General features: G+C 34.5%; 9 protein-coding genes. 8 read left to right on the top strand and 1 reads right to left on the bottom strand.

Features of this window, described 5'->3' with window-relative positions; all coding sequences use genetic code 11:
- Nucleotides 1–66: 66 nt before the first annotated feature.
- On the bottom strand, nucleotides 67–756 hold the full coding sequence (gene cmk / locus ACQYZ7_RS13785; protein WP_430730304.1) for a (d)CMP kinase: 690 nt from the start codon (nucleotides 754–756) through the stop codon (nucleotides 67–69).
- Between the two features lie 269 nt (nucleotides 757–1,025).
- On the opposite strand from cmk, the gene ACQYZ7_RS13780 reads away from it, so the two are divergent.
- The 8 genes from ACQYZ7_RS13780 to ACQYZ7_RS13745 all read left to right on the top strand — a co-directional run bounded on the left by ACQYZ7_RS13780 (nucleotide 1,026) and on the right by ACQYZ7_RS13745 (nucleotide 24,285).
- Nucleotides 1,026–3,275: a gliding motility-associated C-terminal domain-containing protein gene (locus ACQYZ7_RS13780; protein ID WP_430730303.1), complete on the top strand. Its 2,250-nt coding sequence runs from the start codon at nucleotides 1,026–1,028 to the stop codon at nucleotides 3,273–3,275.
- Between the two features lie 7 nt (nucleotides 3,276–3,282).
- Entirely contained in the window at nucleotides 3,283–5,112 is a 1,830-nt protein-coding gene (locus tag ACQYZ7_RS13775) for a PorP/SprF family type IX secretion system membrane protein (protein ID WP_430730302.1), read from the top strand.
- Nucleotides 5,113–5,159: 47 nt separating this feature from the next.
- Nucleotides 5,160–19,166: a T9SS type B sorting domain-containing protein gene (locus tag ACQYZ7_RS13770; RefSeq protein WP_430730301.1), complete on the top strand. Its 14,007-nt coding sequence runs from the start codon at nucleotides 5,160–5,162 to the stop codon at nucleotides 19,164–19,166.
- Nucleotides 19,167–19,174: 8 nt separating this feature from the next.
- The gene (locus ACQYZ7_RS13765) at nucleotides 19,175–20,122 is read left to right on the top strand and encodes a PorP/SprF family type IX secretion system membrane protein (RefSeq protein WP_430730300.1); all 948 of its coding nucleotides are present in this window, start codon (nucleotides 19,175–19,177) and stop codon (nucleotides 20,120–20,122) included.
- Nucleotides 20,123–20,281: 159 nt separating this feature from the next.
- Nucleotides 20,282–21,112, top strand: coding sequence for a 23S rRNA pseudouridine(2604) synthase RluF (gene rluF / locus ACQYZ7_RS13760; protein WP_430730299.1), 831 nt, complete (start codon nucleotides 20,282–20,284; stop codon nucleotides 21,110–21,112).
- A gap of 69 nt (nucleotides 21,113–21,181) precedes the next feature.
- Nucleotides 21,182–22,312, top strand: a complete 1,131-nt coding sequence (gene tgt / locus ACQYZ7_RS13755) for a tRNA guanosine(34) transglycosylase Tgt (protein ID WP_430730298.1) — start codon at nucleotides 21,182–21,184, stop codon at nucleotides 22,310–22,312.
- Between the two features lies 1 nt (nucleotide 22,313).
- A complete protein-coding gene (locus ACQYZ7_RS13750) occupies nucleotides 22,314–23,399 on the top strand; it encodes an LptF/LptG family permease (RefSeq protein ID WP_430730297.1) in 1,086 nt (361 codons plus the stop codon).
- Nucleotides 23,386–24,285 carry a DMT family transporter gene (locus ACQYZ7_RS13745; RefSeq protein WP_430730296.1) on the top strand — a complete coding sequence of 300 codons (900 nt, stop codon included), beginning with the start codon at nucleotides 23,386–23,388 and terminating at the stop codon, nucleotides 24,283–24,285. The genes ACQYZ7_RS13750 and ACQYZ7_RS13745 overlap by 14 nt, the downstream gene beginning before the upstream one ends.
- Nucleotides 24,286–24,325 lie beyond the last annotated feature (40 nt).

The following is a 24,325-nucleotide window of genomic DNA, read 5'->3' as shown; positions in this document are numbered from 1 at the left end:
AAAGTATTCAAAAAGAAACTACAAGAACTTTGTAGGTTTTAATATAACGATGGTTGAAGCTTATTCTTACTGGACTTTAAGATTAACCAGACTCATAATACGTTCAAATTGTTCTTTGAGTCCCATGTCTGAGTTATCAAACTCAATAGCGTCATCTGCCATCACTAAAGGAGAATCTTTTCGGGTAGAATCTATTCTGTCGCGTTCTTGTACATTTTGTAAGATTTCTTCATAGTTAACCTTGTCACCACGGTCAATTAATTCTTTATAACGGCGAGTAGCACGTTTGTCGGCAGAAGCAGTCATAAATAATTTTAGTTCAGCATTAGGAAAAACTACGGTTCCAATATCACGACCATCCATAACAATACCTTTGTTTTTACCCATTTCCTGCTGCTCACGAACTAACTTTTTTCTAACTTCAGAAATTTCAGCAACTTTACTTACCAATTTAGAAACTTCAATGGTTCTAATTTCTCTTTCAACATTGGTTCCGTTTAAAAGCATTTCAGCAAAACCAAGTTGTTCATTAAAAGCAAAAGACAAAGAAATGTTAGGTAAATCAGCAATTAAATCTTCAGAGTTAAAATGACTTTCAGAAATATAGTTTTGCTGCATAGCATACAAAGTAACAGCTCTATACATTGCTCCGGTATCAACATATATATAGGTCAATTCTTTGGCTAATTGCTTAGCAATAGTACTCTTTCCTGTAGATGAAAAACCGTCAATGGCTATAGTTATTTTTTTGCTCATAATATGAAGAATAGACAGCAAATATACGGTAGAATTTTAATATGTATGAAGGGTTTTATCGTCTGAAAAGAAAGCAGTAATAGAAGTGGTTTTAAGGTGTTGGTTACTATAGTTTTAAAGTAAAAAGGCAGCTTAGGTTAGGCAAGAGAGAAACTTTAGTTGCCTGTTAAAAATAGATTTTATATATTTCGGCGTTAAATTTTGTTAATTTTAGTACCGTTTTTGTTAAGAAAAACTATAAATTTGACACCCCTTAAAGGATCCCTTAGATGAAAAACTACACTAAAAGCATATTATTACTTTTAGCATCATTTCTACTGTGTATAAATTCAAGCGCTCAAGTGCTTGAAAGTGTCGTTGTTAACGATTTAGTAGGTGTGAGTAATAGAGCTCTTTGTGATCAAGTAGGAGGGACAGACTATTCTTTAGATATAAGTTTTACTGGTATTTTTGAAGATGCTAATACTTTTACAATAGAACTTTCCGATGAAAATGGATCTTTTTCAGATCCTGCTAAAGTAAAAACGTTAAGAACACTTATCAGTACGGCCGCAAACGACTATAACAAAGGTCAAGGTATGGATAATATCAGTTTTCAGTTACAAGAAGGGACTTATGGTAAGAACTACGTAATACGAGTAACTACAAGTCAGCTACCTGTTCAGACAGTGCAAACAGCTTCGTTTGAAGCGTATTATGATATGTTCGCAGAAGGAGAATTATCTATAAATGATGGTAATGCTTTTACATTATGTAATGGTGAATCAAGAGAAGTTTTTTTAGATACTGATGTAAATAGAGAGTATTTATGGTATAGAAGAGTTGATGGCACAGATGAGTTGGTAGCAACTACTCAAGAGCCTAAATATACAATAACAGAAACTGGGGTGTATTATGTTGTGATTGATTATGGTTTGTGTGGAGGTCCAAAGTCAAGGTTTTTAACCGTTGATGGTCTTAGCGGGGCAGATACGCAAATTAAAGGGGCATCAACTATTGAAATTTGTGGAGACCAATCTCATACATTTGAAGCGAATGTAACAAATACATCTTATACGTATAATTGGTATTTAGATGGTGAATTAAAACAATCTTCAAACAACCCAACATATACCACACCAACTGTAGGGCAATTTGGGACATATCGTTTAGAGATAGAAGCAGGAACATGTACAACAGTTTCAAATGATGTATTACTACAACAACAAACAGATGCAGGATATACGGTAACCAATGAAGGTGCTCTGAAAAGAATTATATTATTTGGAGAAACAAAACAGCTGTGTATAAGTCATGATGCTACACCTGTTGAAGATGTAACTGTTGATTGGTTTAGAAACGGGGGGACAATGGGAACAGCTGTGCGAAATCAATTATGTATTAGTGCAACAACAGCAGGGGCTTACTTTGCAAGAGTTACAAAAAGTACAGGTTCTGCTTGTGATGCTGTAGTTGATTCAGAAGAGTTCGTGCTATTAGCTGTAGATTCATTTAATGTAGTAATTAGAACTGCTACTGATTACGAAGAGTGTAATTCAGCTACTACAAAGTTAAGTATGGTAGGTGTAAAAGCGATAGCAGAAGATGGAAACGAATATGATTTAACCTCCGACCAAATAGCAATGTTGAACTTTGACTGGAAAAAAGATGGAGTTTCTATTGGAGCAACAAGTGATGAGTATACTGTCAATTCATATGCTGATAATGGCTCATATACATTAACAGTAAGTACAAATACTGGAAAGACTGGTGATTCTAATGCTATTGATGTAAAGCTAGTAGAGGTTCCTCAGGTGTCTTCTACATCAACTTCAAATTCTTTATGTGCAGGTTCTTCTATTATTTACACAATAGATAACTTCAATACGAGTTATACTTATCAATGGATAAAAGATGGTGATGAAGATGTAACGCCTACAGACCCTCAAACATTGGTGGTGATTGAAGTAGGAAATTATGTGTTGCGATATTCAGGTTTTGGGTGTAATGATAAAGAGTTAGCCCCTATTACAGTAGTACCTTTTGATGATTCGGCAATAACTGTTACACCGTCTGAAATTGTTGTAATGGAAGAAGGAGGTTCTGCTACAGTTGTGGCAGCAGGAGGAGAAACTTATGAATGGTATCAAGGAGAAGATGTATCAGGAACATTGTTGTCAACAACAGAGCAGTTAGAGGTAACTGAATTAGGTTTTTATACTGTGCAAGTAAAAGTAGGTAGCTGTACGTTATACAAAACAATAGAAGTAGTAGAGCCTGATGGACAAATCATAGTACCTAATATTGTGTCACCCAACCAAGATGGAATTAACGATACTTGGAAGTTGTCAAATTCATATGCATACCAACCAAGTGTGGAGGTAATATTATATAATTCAGGTGGAAGAGAAATTTTAAAAACAACCGATTACAAAAATGATTGGCCTATAGAAAGTTTAGGCAATCAAAAAATATTTTATTATAAGATTATTAGAGAAGGTAGGCTAATTAAAGCAGGAACGATATCCGTAATAGATTAAATTTTAGATGATTAGAAAAATTACTTTACTTATTATTATAGTATTAAATGTGTTTGTGGTACAAGCGCAATTTTCTGGTGGTGAACAACAGTATAATAGCTTTAGTTCGCGTAACTTCATGAAGTTTAATCGTTTTTTAACCGTACCTACTTTTTCTGCCTTAAGAGAGAATAAAACTTCACTTTCTGCTATAGTTAGGAATAGTAATGTTGAGTTTGAAGATAACCCCAGATTATATTTGGCTACATATTCAGGGAAAATGCGGGAAAATGTAGGGGCTGGTTTAGCAATTTATCAACAAGAAGTTGGAGTTTTTAAAGATTTCGGTGCCTTAGCTAACTATGCGCACCGTTTGCAGTTAAATGAAACAATGGACTTGACCTTTGGATTTAACTTTTTATATAGTCGAAGAAGTGCAGATGGATTAAAAGTAAATTCAACAGAACCAGATCCTCAAATTTCAAATTACCAAGATCTTCCTATTGTAAATTTTCAGCCAGCTATAACATTATCTATAGGGAAGTTTGATGTGGGGGTGTTCTTAGAAAATTTAGTAGATTTTAACCTGAAAAAGAGTGAGATGGCTACTTCTTTCGGAGAAAAAACATTTTCAGGTCATTTAATGTATTCACACGAATTTACCTATGCAAAAGGACTTTTTGAAGGAGCTGATATACGAATGTTAGCAATGGCAAGAAAACCAGGGGATGGAGAAATTGGTTATGGAGCAAATGCCATTGTAGATTTGCCTAAAGCAGGTTGGGTAAAAGCAGGTTATGATAAAACTTATGGTATTTCAGCAGGTGTAGGAGTTAACTTATCAGATAAGTTAGCAATTGGCTTTACTTACGAAAAGAGCAGTTTTGCAGCAACTAATGAAATAGGATTGATTTATAATTTTGGTAAGAGATCATTCACAAGAGAGCGTCCTAAAAGAAGAACAGGTAACGTAAAAGTTAGTCTTCCAGAACGAGCTCCAAAGAAAGAAATTGAATATAAAAATCCAGAACACAACGATTTATCTGATGAAATTCAACAAGCGCAAGACTCTATTGATATCTTAAATAAAAAGGTTGATGAAGTGTTACGATTATTAAAAAATCAACCAGCGCCGAAAACAACTACAAATACAGTAATAATAAGAGATACGGTTCAGTCAAAAGATACTTCATTAAAAAGAAGGTCAAATAAACCATGGCGTAAGAGTACAATAACACGTTCAGGCGGTGGCGGTACTATGTATTATGTAGTTTCTGATCAGTTTAGAAGTAAAGAAAATGCAGAAGCATTAATAGATAAATGGTCTCGATTAGATATTGAAGCAAAATACGTATTCGAACCTAAGAAAAAACTATATTATGTATACCTTGATAGGTTTGCAAAAGAGAACGATGCTGAAGAAAAGGTAGATGACTTTAACGATAAAACTCGTTTGTTTGAAAAAAATGATGAGAAAAAAGACAATTCAACAATAAAGGTTAAAAAAACTACGAAAGACCCAGTATATGTGGTTAAAATTACTTTAGGAGGAGCAATAAGTAGTTATGAAGAGCCTAAAACACAACCACCTGCTAGAGTTTACCCTATGGATGCTGAAGGAGTAACCCCAGGATATTATTTAAGAGTATATGTTAACTCACAAAAAGCATTAGCTGATCGAAATGTTGATGAATTACGAGATGATGATATAGATGCAGATTATTTTGTGGATCCCAAAACAGGGTTCATGCATGTTTACATTTTTAAAACAACAGATAGAGAAGAAGCAATAAAGATGTATAATACAAATTTAAATGGAGCCTTTTACGATCGCAAAGCAATCGTACAGATTAAATAAAATATATAACAGAAGAACTTGATTAATTAATTCCCCCAATTGAAATTATGAAAAGAATAATTACTTTACTATTACTTGTATTACAAACCTTTTTTAGTTTTTCGCAGGAAAAACCAGAGCCATCATCAAAACCATCACAAGTAGTTTTAGATGAAACTGTAGGGTATGAAAAATTAATAGAAAAACTTTCTCAAGAGAAGGCGCTAAAACCCCCTTCAACACCTTACTTTGATCAGAGAACCGTTAAACCCGATGGAACTTCTGGAGGTATTAATATTAAAGGAGATATAACGTTTATTGCTAATAACGTTTTAAGTATTGACCAATCGGGGTATGATCCTGAAGATGCTTATGATGGTTCTAGTTCGAATGGTAGTGTTAACATGCAATATATTGATATTGATAATGATGCTTCAACATTCTCATCAAGTTCTGATGTATTAAATTTACCAACATGTTCTCGTGTTGTATATGCTGGATTATATTGGGCTGGAGTATACCCGTATGATACTTGGGGAGGTAGTGCACGATCTAATGACTTTAATAAAATAAAGTTTAAGTTACCCGGAGGTGCTTATCAAGATATTGAAGCCGATGCAAGTGACGTTACAAAAAGAGAGTTGATTTATGATAATGGAGTAGCTTATATTTGTTATAAAGACATAACAGCAGATATTCAAGGATTAGCAAGTGTGGATCCAGAAGGACATAATGGTACCTATGTAGCAGCAAATATTCGAGCAACAAGAGGTAATGACCCAGGAGGACTAGGAGGTGCTGGAGGTTGGACGATGGTAGTAATTTATGAAAACCAAACAGAGTCAAGTAAGAATATAGCTGTTTTTGATGGTTTTGCAGATGTACGTAGAGGTAATAATGTAGATTTATCTTATTCAGGTTTTATAACGGTTCCAGTTGGTCCTAATCCAACAAATCCTGCCCCAGTAAGAGCAAAGTTGTTGGCAGCAGCTTTGGAAGGAGATAGAAGTATAAACTGGGATAGTTTTCAAATTAATGATAGAGAGGATGGAACAGGAAATTATATAGATCAATATACTCCAAATGTAAATCCTAGAGCTTGGGATAATGGTGCTTGGGATTGGAGATACAATTTTTTTAATGGTTCTATAAGTAGATATGATGCATATGTAACAACACGTACTCCAAATAGTGAAAATACGTTAGGTTTTGATGTTGATTTATATCAATTAAGTAACCCTAATAATAGTGTTATAACAAATAATCAAACATCAGCACATGTAAGATTCACTTCAAATCAAGATACTTATTGGCCGTTTTTAAATGCTTTATCAGTAGAAATTATTGAGCCAGAGTTGCAAATGGTGAAATCTGTTTTAGATGCCGCAGGAAATGATATTCAGGGAACACCCGTAGGCTTAGGAAGTGAATTGTTTTACAATATAAGTTTTCAAAACGTAGGGACTGATGATGCTAAAAATACTGTAATTACTGATAGACTACCCAAGAATGTTGATTTATTAGAAACTTCTACAGGAGGAACTGTATATAATGGTATACGTTTTGATATCGATTTACCAGCAGGAGTAACAATAGTAGGTTATGAAGCACCTTCTGCAGCTAATGGTTTTAGAGCGCAGGTAGAGTTTGGTGTACCAGATAGTATGGTACTAGAGAATGGAGCAGAGTACAATATTCGTTTACATGTACAAGTAGTTTCCGACTGTAATGAGTTACGAGATGTATGTTCAAATGTAGTAGAAAACCAAGCTTTTGCAAGATATGAAGGAGTTAAAGGAGGAGTTGTAGTAGATAACGAGCCTAGTTATTCTGGTTTCGATAGTTGTGATTTTGGAATTGTAGGTTCTTCAAATTTCTTAGTTAACTTAGATGATTGTGATTTCAGAAGAGAAGAAGTACTTTGTGGTGGAAGTATTGAGTTAACTGCAGGTGATGGTTTTGATACGTATAGTTGGGTAGATGAAAACGGAAATCCTCTTGGTAACACACAGAGTATTACTGTTACCAGTGCTGGAGTATATACCGTTACAAAAACCACAACATTAGGTTGTATTACAAAACCAGAAATTATTGAAGTAATAAGTTTTGCAAATGTATCTAATCCATTAGCACCACCTTTTGCAGATAGATTCAATACTTCTTGTACTAGTAATACTACAGAGTTAGCTGAAATTTACCTATGTGGAAACACAACAGAAACTAGAGACATTACTTTACCTTTTGCAGGTTCAAATACAACTGTAGAATGGTTTAAATTAAATGGAGATGGAGGTTGTGGTTATAACTTTGAAACAGAAGATTGTGCACCTACATCTACTGGTTGCTCTTGGGGATCGTTAGGTACAGATTTAACTCAATCTTTCGGCGAAACAGGAGCTTATAAATTAGAAGTTTTATACGATGGTACATGCCCGCAAACATATTATTTTAATGTCTTCAGAAACTCATTAACTCCTACTGTAGTACCAACAGATATTTTATGTGGTACAGATGGAAGTATTGTAGTTAATGGAGTACCTGATGGATATGAGTATAGTTTATCTGGCAATGGTACAACGACTGGTTTTCAAACAAGTAATACTTTTTCTATAACTAACCCAGGAGATTATACGGTAACAATTCGTCAAGTTGGTTCTAACGGATCTTGTAATTATGTTACAGATAGTGTAAATATACAAAGCTTAGATATTGATTTAAATGTACTAACAAATATAGATACCTGTGGAGGTGAATCAGAGCTTACAGTACAAATAGGAAATGTGCCAGGTAAATATTCTTATGAAATAAGAAAGGATAATGTATACATGGCGGGCTCTAATGGTTTTATTGATAGTAATGACCAAAGATATACTATAACAGAGAGTGGTACGTATCAGATTTTTGTAACTACAGAAGGTGGCTGTTCGGATAATGAAACAAGAGTAATAACACTACCTGAGCCAATTACACTGTCAGCAATTACTACCAAAAACATTACTTGTGAAAATGGAAGTTCTCCAGGAATTATAACATTAACGCCAAGTGAGGGAACTTCACCATACGAATATGCTGTAATTTCTGTAAATGGAACTCCAGTAGCAGATGCTGATAAAGTGTTTTTTACTGACACAACCTACGAAGTTCCAATGGGAAGTGAAGGTACATATGTGTTTGAAGTAAGAGATGATAACAATTGTAGCGCAACAGCAGAGGCTACTGTTATAGTAGAGCCAGCATTACAGTTTACTGCAACACCAACACATATTGTGTGTAATGGAGATAATGATGGTACAATTGAAGTAAACTTAACAGGAGGAGATGCTACAGGGTATACTTTAGAGTATAGTAGAGATGGTTTTTCTACAACGAATAATACAGGTGTATTCTCAGGTTTATCAGCTGGTGCCTATACTATTGATATAAGAGCATCAAAAAATACGTACCAATGTACTTACCAAGTAAGTACTACAATTACAGAACCAGAAGCACTTAGTGCAGAAGTAATAAAAGAAAGAGACTACAACTGTGGAGCAGGAGGTAAAGTAAGATTTTTTAATGAGCAAGGAGGTACTGGAGCATACGAGTATGGTGTAGGTACTGTAGATGGTAGTGGAAATGTAACAAATATTGATTATTATTCTTTTGATGATAATGGATCAGCTGAAGCAGTATTTAATAGTTTACTTCCAGGAACTTACCGTTTTTATATACGAGATGAAAATGGTTGTGTATACGAAATACCAGGAGACATTATAATTGAAGACTCTCCTCAAGCACCACAATTAGTACCTAATATAACTTATAATTGTGACGGTACAGGAAATGTAGTATTAGGGCCACCTTCAGAAATAAAAAATAATTTTGATTATTCTCTAGATGGAGGATCAACGACTAATATTAATAATTTTCCAAACTTAACACCAGGTCCTCATGAGATCTTGGTATACTATAAAGGACAAGACTGTAGTACGTTAGTAGAGTTTGAAATAGAGCAGGGGCAGGAGTTTACTGCAAAGGTAGATTCTTGGGAAAATATAACATGTAACGGTGGAAGTGATGGAACAATCACTATTAGTGCAGAAAATTACGGAACTTCTTACCAATATTCGTTAAATGGAGGAACATGGAGTACAGCATTAACAACAAGTCCTCATACAATAATAGGTTTAACAAATGGAACATACTCTATCAGTGTACGCTCAAATGTAAACTCTATAGGAGATTGTCAAGTAGATATACCTGATAATGTAGTTTTAACTCAACCAGATGTAGTTACAGTAGCTGCTCAGGTAACAAAAGAAATAACTTGTGTACCAAATACAGGAGCTACTATTACAGTTACTGATACAGATGGAGGAAATGGAGCACCGTATACACATGAATTATTAGACAGCTCAGGAAATCCTGTTGCATTCACAAATGTTCCAGAAGGTTCTTATAACGTGGTTGCAACAGACAAAGATGGTTGTACATCTGCACCTTTTCCTATTACAGTTAATTCAAAAGAAGATTTAGACTTTACCGTTACACCAGTACAATGTTTTGATGGAAGTAACGGAACATTAACTGTAAATATAGGTACAGGAAATGGGGGGTATTCATATATGATTGATGGAGTAACTGGTTGGCAAAACTCTAATGTGTTTAACAATTTAACAGATGGGACATACAATGTTATTGTAAGAGATGGAAAAGGTTGTCAAGTAACAGAATCTGCAACAATTCTTCCACAAGTTACAGCAACGATAGTACCAGTGAGTGCAACTTGTGATCCAGGTCAAATACAGATAACTCCAAACGGAGGAGATGGAAATTATCAATTTGTTGTTGAAGATGCAGGAGGGAGTCAGAATACATATACATCAAGTCTAATCGATGTACCAGCAGGAACCTATACAGTATATGTAAGAGATAAAGATGGAGGAGCTAATTACTGTGAGTTTACAGACACAGTAACAGTAAATCAAATAGTGAATCCTACACATACAACAACACTTGTACGACCTGATTGTAATGGAGGAACAGGAACAATTAATGTCGTAGTTGAAAATGGTACAGCACCGTATACAGTAACTGTAACTAGTGGTCCTACATCTGTGCCAGCTCAAACAGGAAGTGGATTAAATTATTCTTTTTCTGGTCTAACAGCAGGAAGTTATGAAATTCAAGTTATAGATGGTAATAATTGTCCAACTGCATTAGAAACAAGAACAATACAAGCTCCAGATGCATTAGTTAGCGGAGGACCTACAACAGCAACTGATTTAATGTGTAGTCCTTCAGGAACAATTTTAGGAACAATTACGTTTCAAGTACCAACAGGAGGTACAACAGATTATTTGTATTTCTATAAATTAACAACAGATACCGATTATACACAAGCAGGTAGTACTACAGTAACTAATTTAGACGCAGGTGAGTATAATACAAAAGTACTAGATGCGAAAGGTTGTGAGTTGTTATTAAATAATGTAACGATTGCTCCTTTACCAGAGGTAACACTTACAGTTTCTCCAGTAACATATAATTGTGATGGAACAGGTAATTTTACAGTAACACCAAACCCAGCAGGTAGTTATACCTACACTTTAGGTGCAATATCAAATAACGATGGTGTATTTACAAATATTCCAGAAGGATCTCATATAGTTTCTGTAGCTATAGGAAGTAACTGTACTGTAGAAACAGACCAAATAATTGTTGCGCCAAACCAAGAGTTTACGGCAACTATTACAGATAGTTCAAAAACATGTATAGGAAGTAACGATGGTACCATTACTATTGAAGCTTATTTCCCAGCAGGTACGCCAACAGCTACGTTTGATTACTCTACAGATGGTGGAACTACTTGGACTAATGGAGTAGCGAACCCACATACCATTACAGGTTTACCTGTAGGATTAAATACGATTGAAGTTCGCCCTAACAATGCGTCACCAGCAGCCTGTGTAGTTACTTTACAAGAAACGTTGGTAGACCCAGAACCAATGGTATTAACATTGCCAATAACAAAAGAAGTTACTTGTAGTACACCTACAGGAGCTACCATTACACCTAATGTAACAGGAGGTTATGGAGGTGTAACATATAGTTATGAGTTATTTATAGCGCCAATGACACCAACGGGAACTACCACAACTACAGAATTTACAGATGTTGCACTAGGTGATTATGTTGTAGTAGCTACAGACCAAACTAATGGTTGTACTATATCTAACACAGTTACTGTAGCACCAGCAGAATCCGTAGCTTTTGATGCAGCAGCATTATGTTTTGATGGAACTAACGGACAGATAGAAATCAGTAATATTACCGGTAATGGTGACTATTCGTATAGTTTAAATGGAAGTAGCAACTTTATTCCTATAACTTCAGATCCGTTTACAATTTCAGGTTTATCTTCAGAAAGTTATACTGTTACAGTGAAAGATGGAAAAGGATGTTCTGAAGATGCAACGGTTGTAATCAACAATCTACTTTACGCAACAGCAACACCTACCAATGCTAGTTGTACACCACCAACAAACCCTACAGGAGAAATTTCAGTAACTGCAACAGGAGGTGATGGGGCGCATGAATTTGCTGTTATTGCAAACGGATCACCAGCACCAGCAGCAGGAGATTATAGTGGAACAAACCCTATTACAGGGTTAGCTCCAGGTACTTATGATGTATATGTGCGAGATGGTTCTAGCTGTTCTTATATTGTTGAAAACGTGGTAATAGGAACAACAACACCAGTAGATATAACAGTTGTAGATAATCAACCAACTTGTAATGGAGATACAGGTAGTGTTGATGGACAAATAGTGGCTAATACAGGACAAGCACCTTATACAATAGTAATTACTAATAGTTCAAGTACTGAAGTAGGTAGAATAGATAATTTTACAGGAACTAACTTTAGTTTTAATAGTTTAGTAGCTGATGCCTATGAAATTACAATTACTGATGCTTTAAATTGTACTGACACTGAAACAATAACTTTAGTAGATCCTCCTGCATTAATAGCAACAATAGTACATGAAAAGCCAGCTTGTGGTACTGAGTTTGTTGGAAATGAACATTTGTTTGGTTACGATTTTACAGGGTATCCTTCAGTAGCAGCAGGACAAAAATTACAATTTAGTGTTGATAATGGAGTTACATGGCAAGATAGTCCAATATTTAGAGGGACAGCAGGAAATAATGACTTTAACTTAGGGACAACGTCTTATCCAGTAATAAGGATTGTTGACGATTCAGCACCTTCACCAACAACAGATACAACTATAACAGTATACTGTTTAACAGATTTGGGTTCTTATACAATGCCTTTTGAAGTAAGCCCTTTAGTTGTAAATGTAACTACAGACTCAGCTGATTGTACAACAGGAGCAACTGCCTTAGTTGAGGTTGACTCTTCAACAGGGGTAGGACCATTTGAGTATACATATAATACAATACCAGTTCCTCCTGGACCAACAGGATGGGAACCAGTAGGAGGTACACCTAGTCGAAACTATACATTTACTGGTTTAATTCCAGGACGAACGTATTACTTTTTTGTAAGAGATTTAGGGGATGATAATTGTACACGATTAGATGATACTTATGTAGTAAATATTGATGTAGAAATAACACCAACAGTGTTAAATCAAACTTGTGATTCGGGGCTTGGTGGAGCTATACAGTTTGATATAGATGATTCTAAAGCAAATTTATTGAATGGAGGTACACCTCCGATAGACTGGGAGCTTTTCTCAATAGATGTAAATACAGGAGTTACAACATCAATTGAAACAGGAACTCAGAGTGACTTGAACCCTATTTTACCTACATCGAACGGTACTTTAGCATCAGGTACATATTATTTAATATTAAATAATGGTACATGTACTTTTGCCAGCCCTAATATTGAAGTTGTTCAAGGCACACCAATACAAGGTGATTTAACTAAGGTTAATGACATTACTTGTAGTACTGAAGGTTTAGTAAGAATCGAAAATGTAACAGGAGGTTTTCCTGGTTATACTTATAATGTAATAACAGCAGATAACACTAACTTAACGTTACCAATAACATTAACTAGTAATACTTTTGAGATAGAGCATACAAATGTATCAGATATTACACAACCTGTTGACATAGTTATTGAAGTTGTTGATACAAATGGTTGTACATTAACTTTAACAGAAACTTTAACAGTAAGTCAACCGCCTACACTTACTTTAGATAGTACAGCAAATTGTGATCCTTTAAAATCTATTACAGTTACAGGTTCAGGTGGTTTAGCTCCTTATCAATATAGTATTGATGGAGGTGCTTTTACAGCGCAAACTTCAGGTTCTCATACGTTTACTGGTTTAGCATCAGGAGATCATACAATAGTGGTAAGAGACGCTAATGGTTGTGAAGATACTTTGACAGGACCAACAGCTGTTTCTACTTATCCAGTATTAGATTTTAATTTAACAACAGTTCAAAATTTAAATTGTGCACCAGGACAAGCCGTTATAGGTATAGAAATTACTTCAGGAGCTGATTTAGGTTCTTCAGGAGATTTTACATATACAGTAACACCTGCCGCTACGGCAACACCAAATAATGGTACAATAACAGGAGTACAAACATCTCAAAATGTTACGGTAACAACAGCTGAAACGTATACAGTAACGGTAAATGACCTAACATCTGGATGTTCGGAAACAAAACAAATCCCTGTAGCACCTGCTGTTCATCCTGATTTCTCATATGAAGTAGAAAATAGTGTGTGTGCTGGCGATAACTCAGGAATCATTAGGTTAACTGCGGTTGATAATGGAATTTTACCATTAACGTATGAGATAAATCATGACTCAAGTACATCAACTCCAGCATATAATGCTACATTACCAGCAGGAGACTCAGTATTTACAGGGTTGGCCCCAGGTTTTTATTTAGTAACAGGTACTTCAGGAAATGGATGCGAGACAACAACTTCTTCTATAGAGATTAAAGAGTTTGAAGCTATAATATTAACACCGCCAACAGTTGATGGATTTAAGTGTAACGCAGGTACAAATACTGTAAATGTAGCTACGGTTACCGTACCAAATGGAGCAGGAGATATTTCAGGAGGTTCAGGAAACTATACGAGTGTATCATTTACCTATACGCCTAATACAGGAATACAAGAATCAAAAATAGGAAGCAGTTTTGAGTTTACAACAACAAACACTTCTGGTGGTACTGTAGATATTATAGTATATGATGATAAAGGATGTTTTGCTACTGTTGATGATGTAGTTATCCCTCCTTTTGAAGCAATGATAGGGGTAAGTGCAAATCAGGTTGTAGGAGGAGCTATTACTTGTACTACCTTAGAGAGTATTACTGTAGAAGCGAATCCAAATGTTGTAGGAATTGAATATAGAGTAGTAGGTCCAGGATATAATCAAGCAATAACAGGAACAGGAAGTCCTGTTACCTTTACAGGCTTAGATACAGGAGACTATACAGTTACCGCTACTCACCCAACAACAGGTTGTGTGGTAGAAACCTTCTATAAAGTTGGACCAGAACCTGTATATGATATTGTAGTATCTGATGTTCAAAATGAATCATGTAGAGATGCAAACGATGGAAGTGTACTTATAGATTTCAGACCAACAGGAGATTATGGAGATCAATACGACTTTGAATTATTTGATGCCAATACAGGAGCGTCTATAGATTTAAGTTCTAATCCAGGAGGTCTTAATATTCCACACCAAGGAGTAAATGCGCCTACACCTGTTCATAATTTACCAGCAGGTAATTATTACATAACAATTACAATGACTGCTAGTCCTAACTGTAAGGCTACTACTGAAATATTTACTATTTATGAGCCAACTCTGTTGGAGGTTAGGGCTAATGTAGATCCTGTAGTAAGCTGTACAAATGGTTCGGATGCAACAATAACAGCAACACCTAGTGGAGGTTGGGGTAATTACATATATCAATTAGAAGATACAAATACAGGTGCTATTATTGGAGGATATGATTTTGCTTCTAATGGAGGTAATAATATATTTACAAACTTAGCATCAGGTGAGTACAGAGTTCGAGTAAGAGATGGTAACGGTTGTACTATGTCAGATACAGTCACTATTGTAAATCCAGATCCAATAACATTCTCAGTAGTAGAAAATGATAATGCATGTAATACATCTGTTGGGGGTAGTATTACTGTTAATGCTGCAGGAGGTACAGATACTTATGTATATAGTATTTCAGGTACATTAGGATATACTGCTACCCAAACGTTAAATGCTGGTTCATATACATTTAGTAACTTACCAGCAGATACGTACACAGTAAATGTAGTAGACTCTAAAGGTTGTCCAGCAATGACAGCTCCAATAGACGTAACAATTAATCCAGATGTTAACTTCTCGTTAGTAGAAACCAAGAAGATTGATTGTTCACCAACACCAAACGGAGTTGTAACAGTTGATTTAGTAAATTGGACATCAGGAGTAAGTAATTACGAGTATGAAGTAGTAGGTTCTTCGAGTGGTCCATTAGTAAATGGATCAGTAACTAGCGATCCTTTTACAATATCAATTCCTAATGGAAACCCAACACCACAAGCGTATACGGTTACGGTACGTGATATGGATTCTCAGCCAAAACCAGAATGTGAGGTTTCGAGAGAAATTATAATCAACCCTAGAATAGACCCTGTGTTTAGAGCACAAGCTACGGTTGATAATATCTGTTCTGGAAGTTCAACAGGAGAAATAACAGTTTCGGAAACTGATAATGGTATTTCACCGTTAACATATAGAATTAATCCTCAGCCAACTGGATGGTCGTTTAATAACAACGTATTCTCTGGTTTACCAGCAGGTACATATACAATTACAGCTGAAGGAACAAACGATTGTATTACTTCAACTGATGTAACAATTAATGAAAATTTGGCAATTGATATTTCCAATGCAGTTACATTTACTCAGTTTAATTGTACAGTGGGTAATGAAACAAACAGTGCAACTATAGTGGTAGATAAATCAGCTATTACAGGAGGTACAGAAAATTACGTACGTGTAGAGTTTATAGATACGGCTACAGGAGCTGTTTTATACAACGGAAATAATTTCACTTATACTTCTACAGATGAAGCAGGAGGAACATATACGGTTAACGTATATGACGAAAACGAAGGTTGTTTTGCTACAGAAGATGTAACTATCAATCCGTTTGTGAAAATAACTGGTCTAACAGTTGATCCTCAAAGAAAAATTGATTGTAATGAAGGTGAAGATATTATTGCTACTTATACAACAAGTACAGGAAATCCGTTAGCTAATTTTGAGTTTAGGTTGTATGACAATGCAGCAGGACCAACAGCTTCACCTATAGAAACAAGAACAAATACGGATGGTGACTTTTCACAATTCTTAGCACCAGGTACCTATAGAATAGAGTTAGAAAACTTAAATACCTACTGTATTGAAACAGAATACTATGTAGTAGGACCGGTACCATCGTATGATGTGTTCTTAACAAATATTCAAAGAGCATGTTTCAATGGTACAGGAAGTGTAGATTTCTATTTTAGTCCTTCTACACCATATACAGATGCTTTTGATTACGAAGTAATTCCTGTAGGAGGTAGTACAGCTGTAGTTTCAGGAAATGTAGCGGCAGGAGCACCATCGCCTACTACGATTTCAGGTATAGCTCCAGGAGAGTATTATGTGCAAATTAGAATGACAGACTCTCCATTCTGTACACCTAGGTCAGTTGATTTTGAAATTTCTCAACCAGATAGCAATTTAACCTTAGCAAGTGATTTAACATACTTAAAGTGTACACCACCAAACTCAGGAGGTGTTAAGTTAAGTGCCAGCGGAGGTTGGGGAGCTTACCAGTATGAATTGGTAAACAACACTTCAGGTTCAACAATTCAATCATTTGATAACAATGCAATAATTACTGGTTTAACCGCAGGAGATTATACAGCAACTGTTAGAGATGTTAATGGATGTACTGAGACAACAACCTTTACATTAACACCTGGAACAACGATTACAGGAGACTTAAACGTTACTCCAAACCTTTGTGAAGGAGAATATACAGCAACTATTGAAGTAACTAATATAGCAGGAGGTCAAACACAAGATCCTAATTTAACATACAGTTATACATTAGTATACCCAGACGGAACAGAGAGTGCAAGTCAGTCATCACCAATCTTTACGAATTTACCAGCAGGCGTTGGATATTCAGTAAAAGTAGCAGATGGATATTCTTGTGATGGTCTTTTAGGTCCAGTAGATATCATTGATCCTATTGAAGTAGTTGCTTCAGCAGAAATTACAGTAGATATTACATGTAATACTCCTCAAGCAACAGTAGAAGTTACAGGAGCAGGAGGTACAGGTCCTTATATGTATAGTATGGACGGAGTTACTTTCGGAAACACAAATGTATTTAATGTAGATGCTGGAGTACATCAATTCTATGTTAGAGATAGTGAGTTATGTGTTTCTGAACCTGCAACAATAACAGTAGGAGCTTACGTAGATCTTAACGCTACTTTAAATATAGATTCAGCGTTTATTACCTGTAATGGAGATAGCAATGCAGTGTTGTCAGCTGACGTAGAAGGAGGTTTCGCAAACCATGAATACCAATTATTAGATGGAAACAATGCACCTTTAGGTAACTGGCAACCATCAAATATCTTTAGTGGTTTAGATGTTGGTACTTATAAAATTAACGTAAGAAGTACGAATAGATTTGGCGTTGAATGTTTTGCTATAACAGGTGAACACACAATATCTGAACCAGATGTGTTAGAAGCTGAAGCAACACCAACACCAGTTACATGTTTTGGAGGTAACGATGGTACAATTACGGTTAATCCACAAGGAGGTAATAATGATTACGAGTTTAATATCGCATCAGATCCAAGTAGTCCTGACTTCCCTGAAACTAAGTTTGTAAAAAACAATGTATTTGAAAATTTAAGCGCAGGTGTTTATTGGATTACTGTAAAAGACGTTGTAGGTTGTTATTTAGACCCTATAAGAGTTGAAGTAACACAACCAGAACAGTTTACAGTAGAGCTAGGACCAAATGGTGTAACTGAACAAGTATGTATTGATGATTCTACGCCAACAATCGAGTTAGATGTACAAGGTGGTACACAACCTTATTATGTAAGTATTAATAATACTCCACTTGGAACTCCATACACAACAAATACAATTGTATTAGGTGCAGCTGAAAACATACAAGGGGGCACATCGTACTTTATCACAGTTAGAGATGAAGCAGGTTGTAATGTAGCTGACCCAATAAGAGTAACTACTGGAGAACCGGTAGACTTACAATTAACAGTAGACTTTGAATATACTTGTCCAACAGGTAATATTGTCTTAGCAATAGTAGATGAAGCCTACAGAAATAGCATGTCGTATACATTATATGACGGAGTAAATACACAAGTAGCTACAAATACTACAGGAGAGTTTATTGATGTACCAGCAGGATCTGGATATTATGTTACAGCGACGCACACAATAAGTTCTTGTTCTCAAAGTTCTACTAGTAGTCCAATTGATATAGTGGATTATCAACCATTAACCTTAGAAATTGATGATTCAGTTAAGAATACATTAATTGCAAATGCTGACTTTGGTTTAGAACCATATGAATACAGTGTAGATGGAGGTGATTTTGGTCCAGATAATGAGTTCTTAGTTTTACAAACAAAAGATTATACCATCACGGTAAGAGATGCTAGAGGTTGTGAGGTTACACTAACTGTTAGAGGAGAGTATATTTCTATTTTTGTTCCAAACTTATTTACTCCAGATGGAGATGGAATAAATGATTACTGGTATCCTCGTGAAGTAGAAGATTATCATGACATCAAAGTGTTTATCTATGATAGATATGCACGAAATATTGCAGACTTTAAAGGTACTGTAGAAGGATGGGATGGTACTTACGAAGGTACACCACTACCATCAGGAGATTATTGGTATACAATCTACTTTAAAGAGCTATCTGGTCAAGAGAAGAAAATAATGGGACACTTTACACTATATAGATAAAAAGAGAAATGAGAAAAATATTAATAATTTTAAGTGTAGTATTTAGTAGTGTAAATCTTACTGCACAAGAAGTAGAATTACCACAATATGTGAGTCATTTAGCCGATAACCCGTTTTTAATATCTCCAACTTATGCAGGTATTGGTACTGGGTTACAGGTTAGATTAAATGGAGTAAGCCAGTGGATTGGAGTTAAAGATGCACCAGATACGCAATCGTTAACAGTTGAAGCTCGTATAGCAGACACTTTTGGTGGTGGTATTACGTTGTTTAATGATAAAAATGGAAATACAACTCATAAAGGAGCAAAATTATCGTTTGCAAGTCACTTAACATTAAGTGACTTTCACGATAGCTTTTTATCATTTGCATTAAGCTATAGTTTTATTCAGTTTGGTATTGATACTTCAGAAAATAATTCAGGACAAATAGTGCCAAACAAAACATTAAACAATTCAAATTTTGATGTTGGATTACTGTATCGTTACGAACGATTTAGTATAAGTCTTAACGCAATGAATATTCTAAATAAGGAAATTGAAAATTTTCAAACAGGCGAGCCAGAAGTATTGAGAAAGTATACTGTTTTTACTTCGTATACCTTTACAAGATTGAGCAGAAACTTTGAATTGGAACCTTCAATGTTAGTAGAGTATAGAGAAGCAGATAAACGATCTAGAACAGACATGAACGTTAAAGCCAGAAAAGGAATTAGAGACGGATATGTTTGGGCTGGTTTAAGTTATACGTTCTTAAATGATCAGTTTTTCCAACCAAATGCTATTGCACCATTGTTTGGTCTAAAAAAGAATAACTTATACATGTCGTATGGGTTTAGTATAAACATGAATAAAACACAAGAGTATAACTATGGTACGCACATGATTACACTTGGGTTTGATTATGAAAGAAGACCAAGTTTAGCACGTTGTACACAAAAAATGATCATGTTTTAATAAGAAAAACATATAAATTATAAAATCCTCAAGTGTTAGCTTGAGGATTTTCTTTTTCTTTGTAGTTGATTAGTTTTTAATATCTAAAAGTAATATAGTATAAATAAACTTAGTTATGTGTTACATTTGTTTGTGTAGCTATAACATAGATTCTATGTAATGGAAAAAAATAACGACACATCAATAAATCTTAATAAGTACATAAGTAGTACAGGTATTTGCTCACGTCGTGAAGCAGAACGCTTTATTACAGAAGGAAGAGTAACCATAAACGGCAAACCTACCCAGTTAGGAAACAGAGTTAATGAAGGAGATGTGGTGAAGATTGATGGAAAACCGTTAAAAGCAAAACCTGAAATCATATATATAGCGTTAAACAAACCAGTAGGTATTGTTTGTACTACAGATAGTAAAGAGCGGAAAAATATAGTAAAGTTTATAGGGCATCCGCAACGATTGTTTCCTATTGGGAGATTAGACAAACCATCAGAAGGATTAATATTTTTAACAAATGACGGAGATATCGTAAATAAAATTTTACGAGCAGGAAACAATCACGAAAAAGAATACATTGTTTCGGTTAACAAACCTTTTGATGAACGCTTTATAAAAAGAATGAGTAATGGAATTCCAATTTTAGGAACTGTTACAAAGAAATGTAAAGTAGAACGTGTAAATGATACTACATTTAAAATAACTTTAGTACAAGGATTGAACCGTCAAATAAGACGTATGTGTGAATACTTAGATTACGAAGTAAAAAAGTTAAAACGCACACGTATTATGAATGTTACTTTAGGAAACTTAAAAGTAGGAGAGTGGCGTGAATTATCATCTAAAGAAATGGATGAAATTAATAAACTTGTAGCTGGTTCATCAAAAACACACGAAGAAGCGGAAAAAAAGACTAAAACTACTTCTCCTCAAAAAACTAAACCAAAGAAAAAAATAGATTTTAAATCGAAGTTTGGTAGAAGAAGAAAGAATTAAAAATAGTAATAAGAAACTTTTAACTTTCTACTTTTAAACATTCAACTTACATGTGTATCTTTGCCACTTATGCAATTTGACTTAAAAATAACCGATCCTAAAAGTAAAGCACGAGCTGGTGTTATTACAACTGATCACGGAACTATAGAAACTCCAATATTTATGCCTGTAGGTACAGTAGCTACAGTAAAAGGAGTACATCAATCAGAATTAAAAGACGAAATCAATCCTGATATTATTTTAGGAAATACATATCATCTATACTTACGTCCAAAATTAGAAACTTTAGAAGCCGCAGGAGGTTTACATAAGTTTATGAATTGGGATCGTAATATTTTAACTGATAGTGGAGGCTATCAAGTATATTCTTTATCAGGAAGAAGAAAGATAAATGAAGAAGGAGTAAAGTTTAAAAGCCATATAGATGGATCTACGCATTTTTTCACACCAGAAAATGTAATGGAAACACAACGTACTATTGGAGCAGATATAATTATGGCTTTTGATGAATGTACACCATATCCTTGTGATTATAATTATGCAAAGCGATCTATGCACATGACACATCGTTGGTTAGATCGTTGTATAAAACACTTTGATAAAACACCTCCAAAATACGGATATAGTCAGTCTTTATTTCCAATTGTACAAGGAAGTACATACAAAGACCTACGTAAACAATCAGCAGAGTATATAGCAAATTCAGGGGCAGAAGGAAATGCTATTGGAGGGTTATCCGTAGGAGAACCAGCTGAAGAAATGTATGCAATGACCGAAGTAGTTACAGCAATACTACCGGAAGATAAGCCACGTTATTTAATGGGAGTTGGTACACCAATTAACATTTTAGAAAATATAGCCTTAGGAGTAGATATGTTTGATTGTGTAATGCCAACACGTAATGCCCGTAATGGAATGTTATTTACAGCACAAGGTAGCATTAACATTAAAAATAAAAAGTGGGAAAATGATTTTTCTCCAATTGATGAAATGGGGATTACTTGGGTAGACACTATGTATTCTAAAGCATATTTACGTCACCTTTTTGCTGCTAGAGAAATGCTAGGAAAACAAATAGCCTCTATTCACAATTTAGGATTTTATCTATGGTTAACCCGCGAAGCGCGTAAACACATTATAGCAGGAGATTTTGCTGAATGGAAAGACAAAATGGTAAAACAAATGGATAAACGTTTGTAATTTGAAAATACTAGATTGGTACATATTAAAACGTTACTTGGTAACTTTTTTGTTTACGCTACTTATTTTAATACCTATTGCGGTAGCTATTGATATTGCCGAGAAAGTAGATAAGTTTTTACGAGAAGAAAACTTAACACTGTTTGAAATAGTTAACGATTACTATAAAAACTTTATTATTTACTATGCTAATACGTTTATGCCATTAGCACTGTTTATTGCAGTTATTTTATTTACTTCTAAACTTGCAAGTAATACAGAAATTGTAGCAATTAATAGTTCTCAAGTATCATTTACACGATTTTTATACCCATATTTTATAGGTGCAACTATTGTTTGTGCAGTGGCGTTATCAATGAATCACTTCTTTGTACCTTCTAGTAGCAAAACAAGAAAAGCTTTTGAAAAAACATATTTAAAGAAAAAGAAGTATGCCGATACTTCTATTCGTGAATTTAGCTTGCAACTTAATGATAGTACCTATGTATATATCCAAAACTTTGATTTAAAACGAAATTCAGGATATAACTTTTCAGTAGATCTATATGATGGTATAAAGTTAAAAAGCAAGCTTACTGCAGATAATATTAATTGGAATGAAAAAGACAGTACATTTAAATTGTATACGTGGAAGACGCGAAAAATTTTCAAAGAAAGAGATAGTATTTTCTCAGGCAGAAGCTTAGATACCACATTTGCATTTACACCAGAAGATTTTAATTACAAGAATATTATGGCACAAGAAATGAGCTCTCCTGAATTGGTTAAGTTTATTGAGGTGTCTAGGAAAAGAGGTATAAAAAATTTAAACGCTTACTTAGTAGAATTATATAAAAGAACAAGCTTACCAATTGCCAGCTATATATTAACATTAATAGCAGTTGGATTAGCACACAGGAAAAGTAGAGGAGGTATAGGAGCGAATTTAGCTATAGGTATAACTGTAATGTTTATTTATGTTTTTTTTCTAAAAATAGCAGAAGTATTAGGAGCAGTAGCTGGAGCTAATGCATTATTAAATGTTTGGATACCTAATATAGTATTTGGTTTATACGCTGTTTATTTATATTTCAATGCAAGGAGATAAATTAAAGAACTACCTACTTTTACACTTAATTGTTTTTATTTGGGGGTTTACAGCAATATTAGGAGCATTAATATCAATTGATGCAGTTCCTTTAGTTTGGTATAGAATGTTATTAGCAGTAGTTTTTATTGCTTTGTATTTTGTAATAAAGAAGAAGTCATTTAAGGTAGAAAAAAAAGCATTAGTTAAGTTTGCTGTCTCAGGAGTAATTATAGCAGTACATTGGATAACCTTTTTCAAAGCAATAAAAGTATCAAATGTTTCGGTAGCTTTAGTAATGATGAGCACAGGAGCTTTTTTCGCTTCATTCATAGAACCTTTTTTCTTTAAAAGAAGAATAAAACTAATTGAAATAGTCTTAGGCTTGCTAGTAATTGTAGGTTTATACATTATTTTCAATTTTGAAAGTCAGTATACGCTTGGAATTATTTATGCGTTAATTTCAGCCTTTTTATCAGCATTATTTTCAGTATTAAACGGAGTGTTTATAAAAAAACATGAAGCCAATACTATTTCGTTTTACCAACTATTATTTGGAGTATTAGGGGTAACTATATACTTATTGTTTACACAGAAGTTTTCATTAGCGTTTTTCCAATTACAAGTAACTGATTGGGTATATTTATTAATTTTAAGTAGTGTTTGTACAGCCTATGCATTTATTGCATCTGTGAAGGTAATGAAGTATCTAACACCTTATACAGTAATGCTTACAATTAATTTAGAGCCTATATATGCTATTGTTTTAGCGTTACTAATATTTGGAGAGAAAGAACAAATGAATCCAGAGTTTTATTATGGAGCATGTATTGTCTTAATAGTAGTAGTACTCAACGGAGTGCTAAAAAATGCTTCTTCCATAAAAAAGAAAATTATAAAAAAATAGTATTTTAAGAAAAGCGATCAAGGTAAACTGTACAATTTTT

The sequence above is a fragment of the Tenacibaculum sp. SDUM215027 genome (genome assembly GCF_050566205.1).
Classification (GTDB): domain Bacteria; phylum Bacteroidota; class Bacteroidia; order Flavobacteriales; family Flavobacteriaceae; genus Polaribacter.
This window is presented reverse-complemented; position numbering and strand designations above follow the sequence as displayed.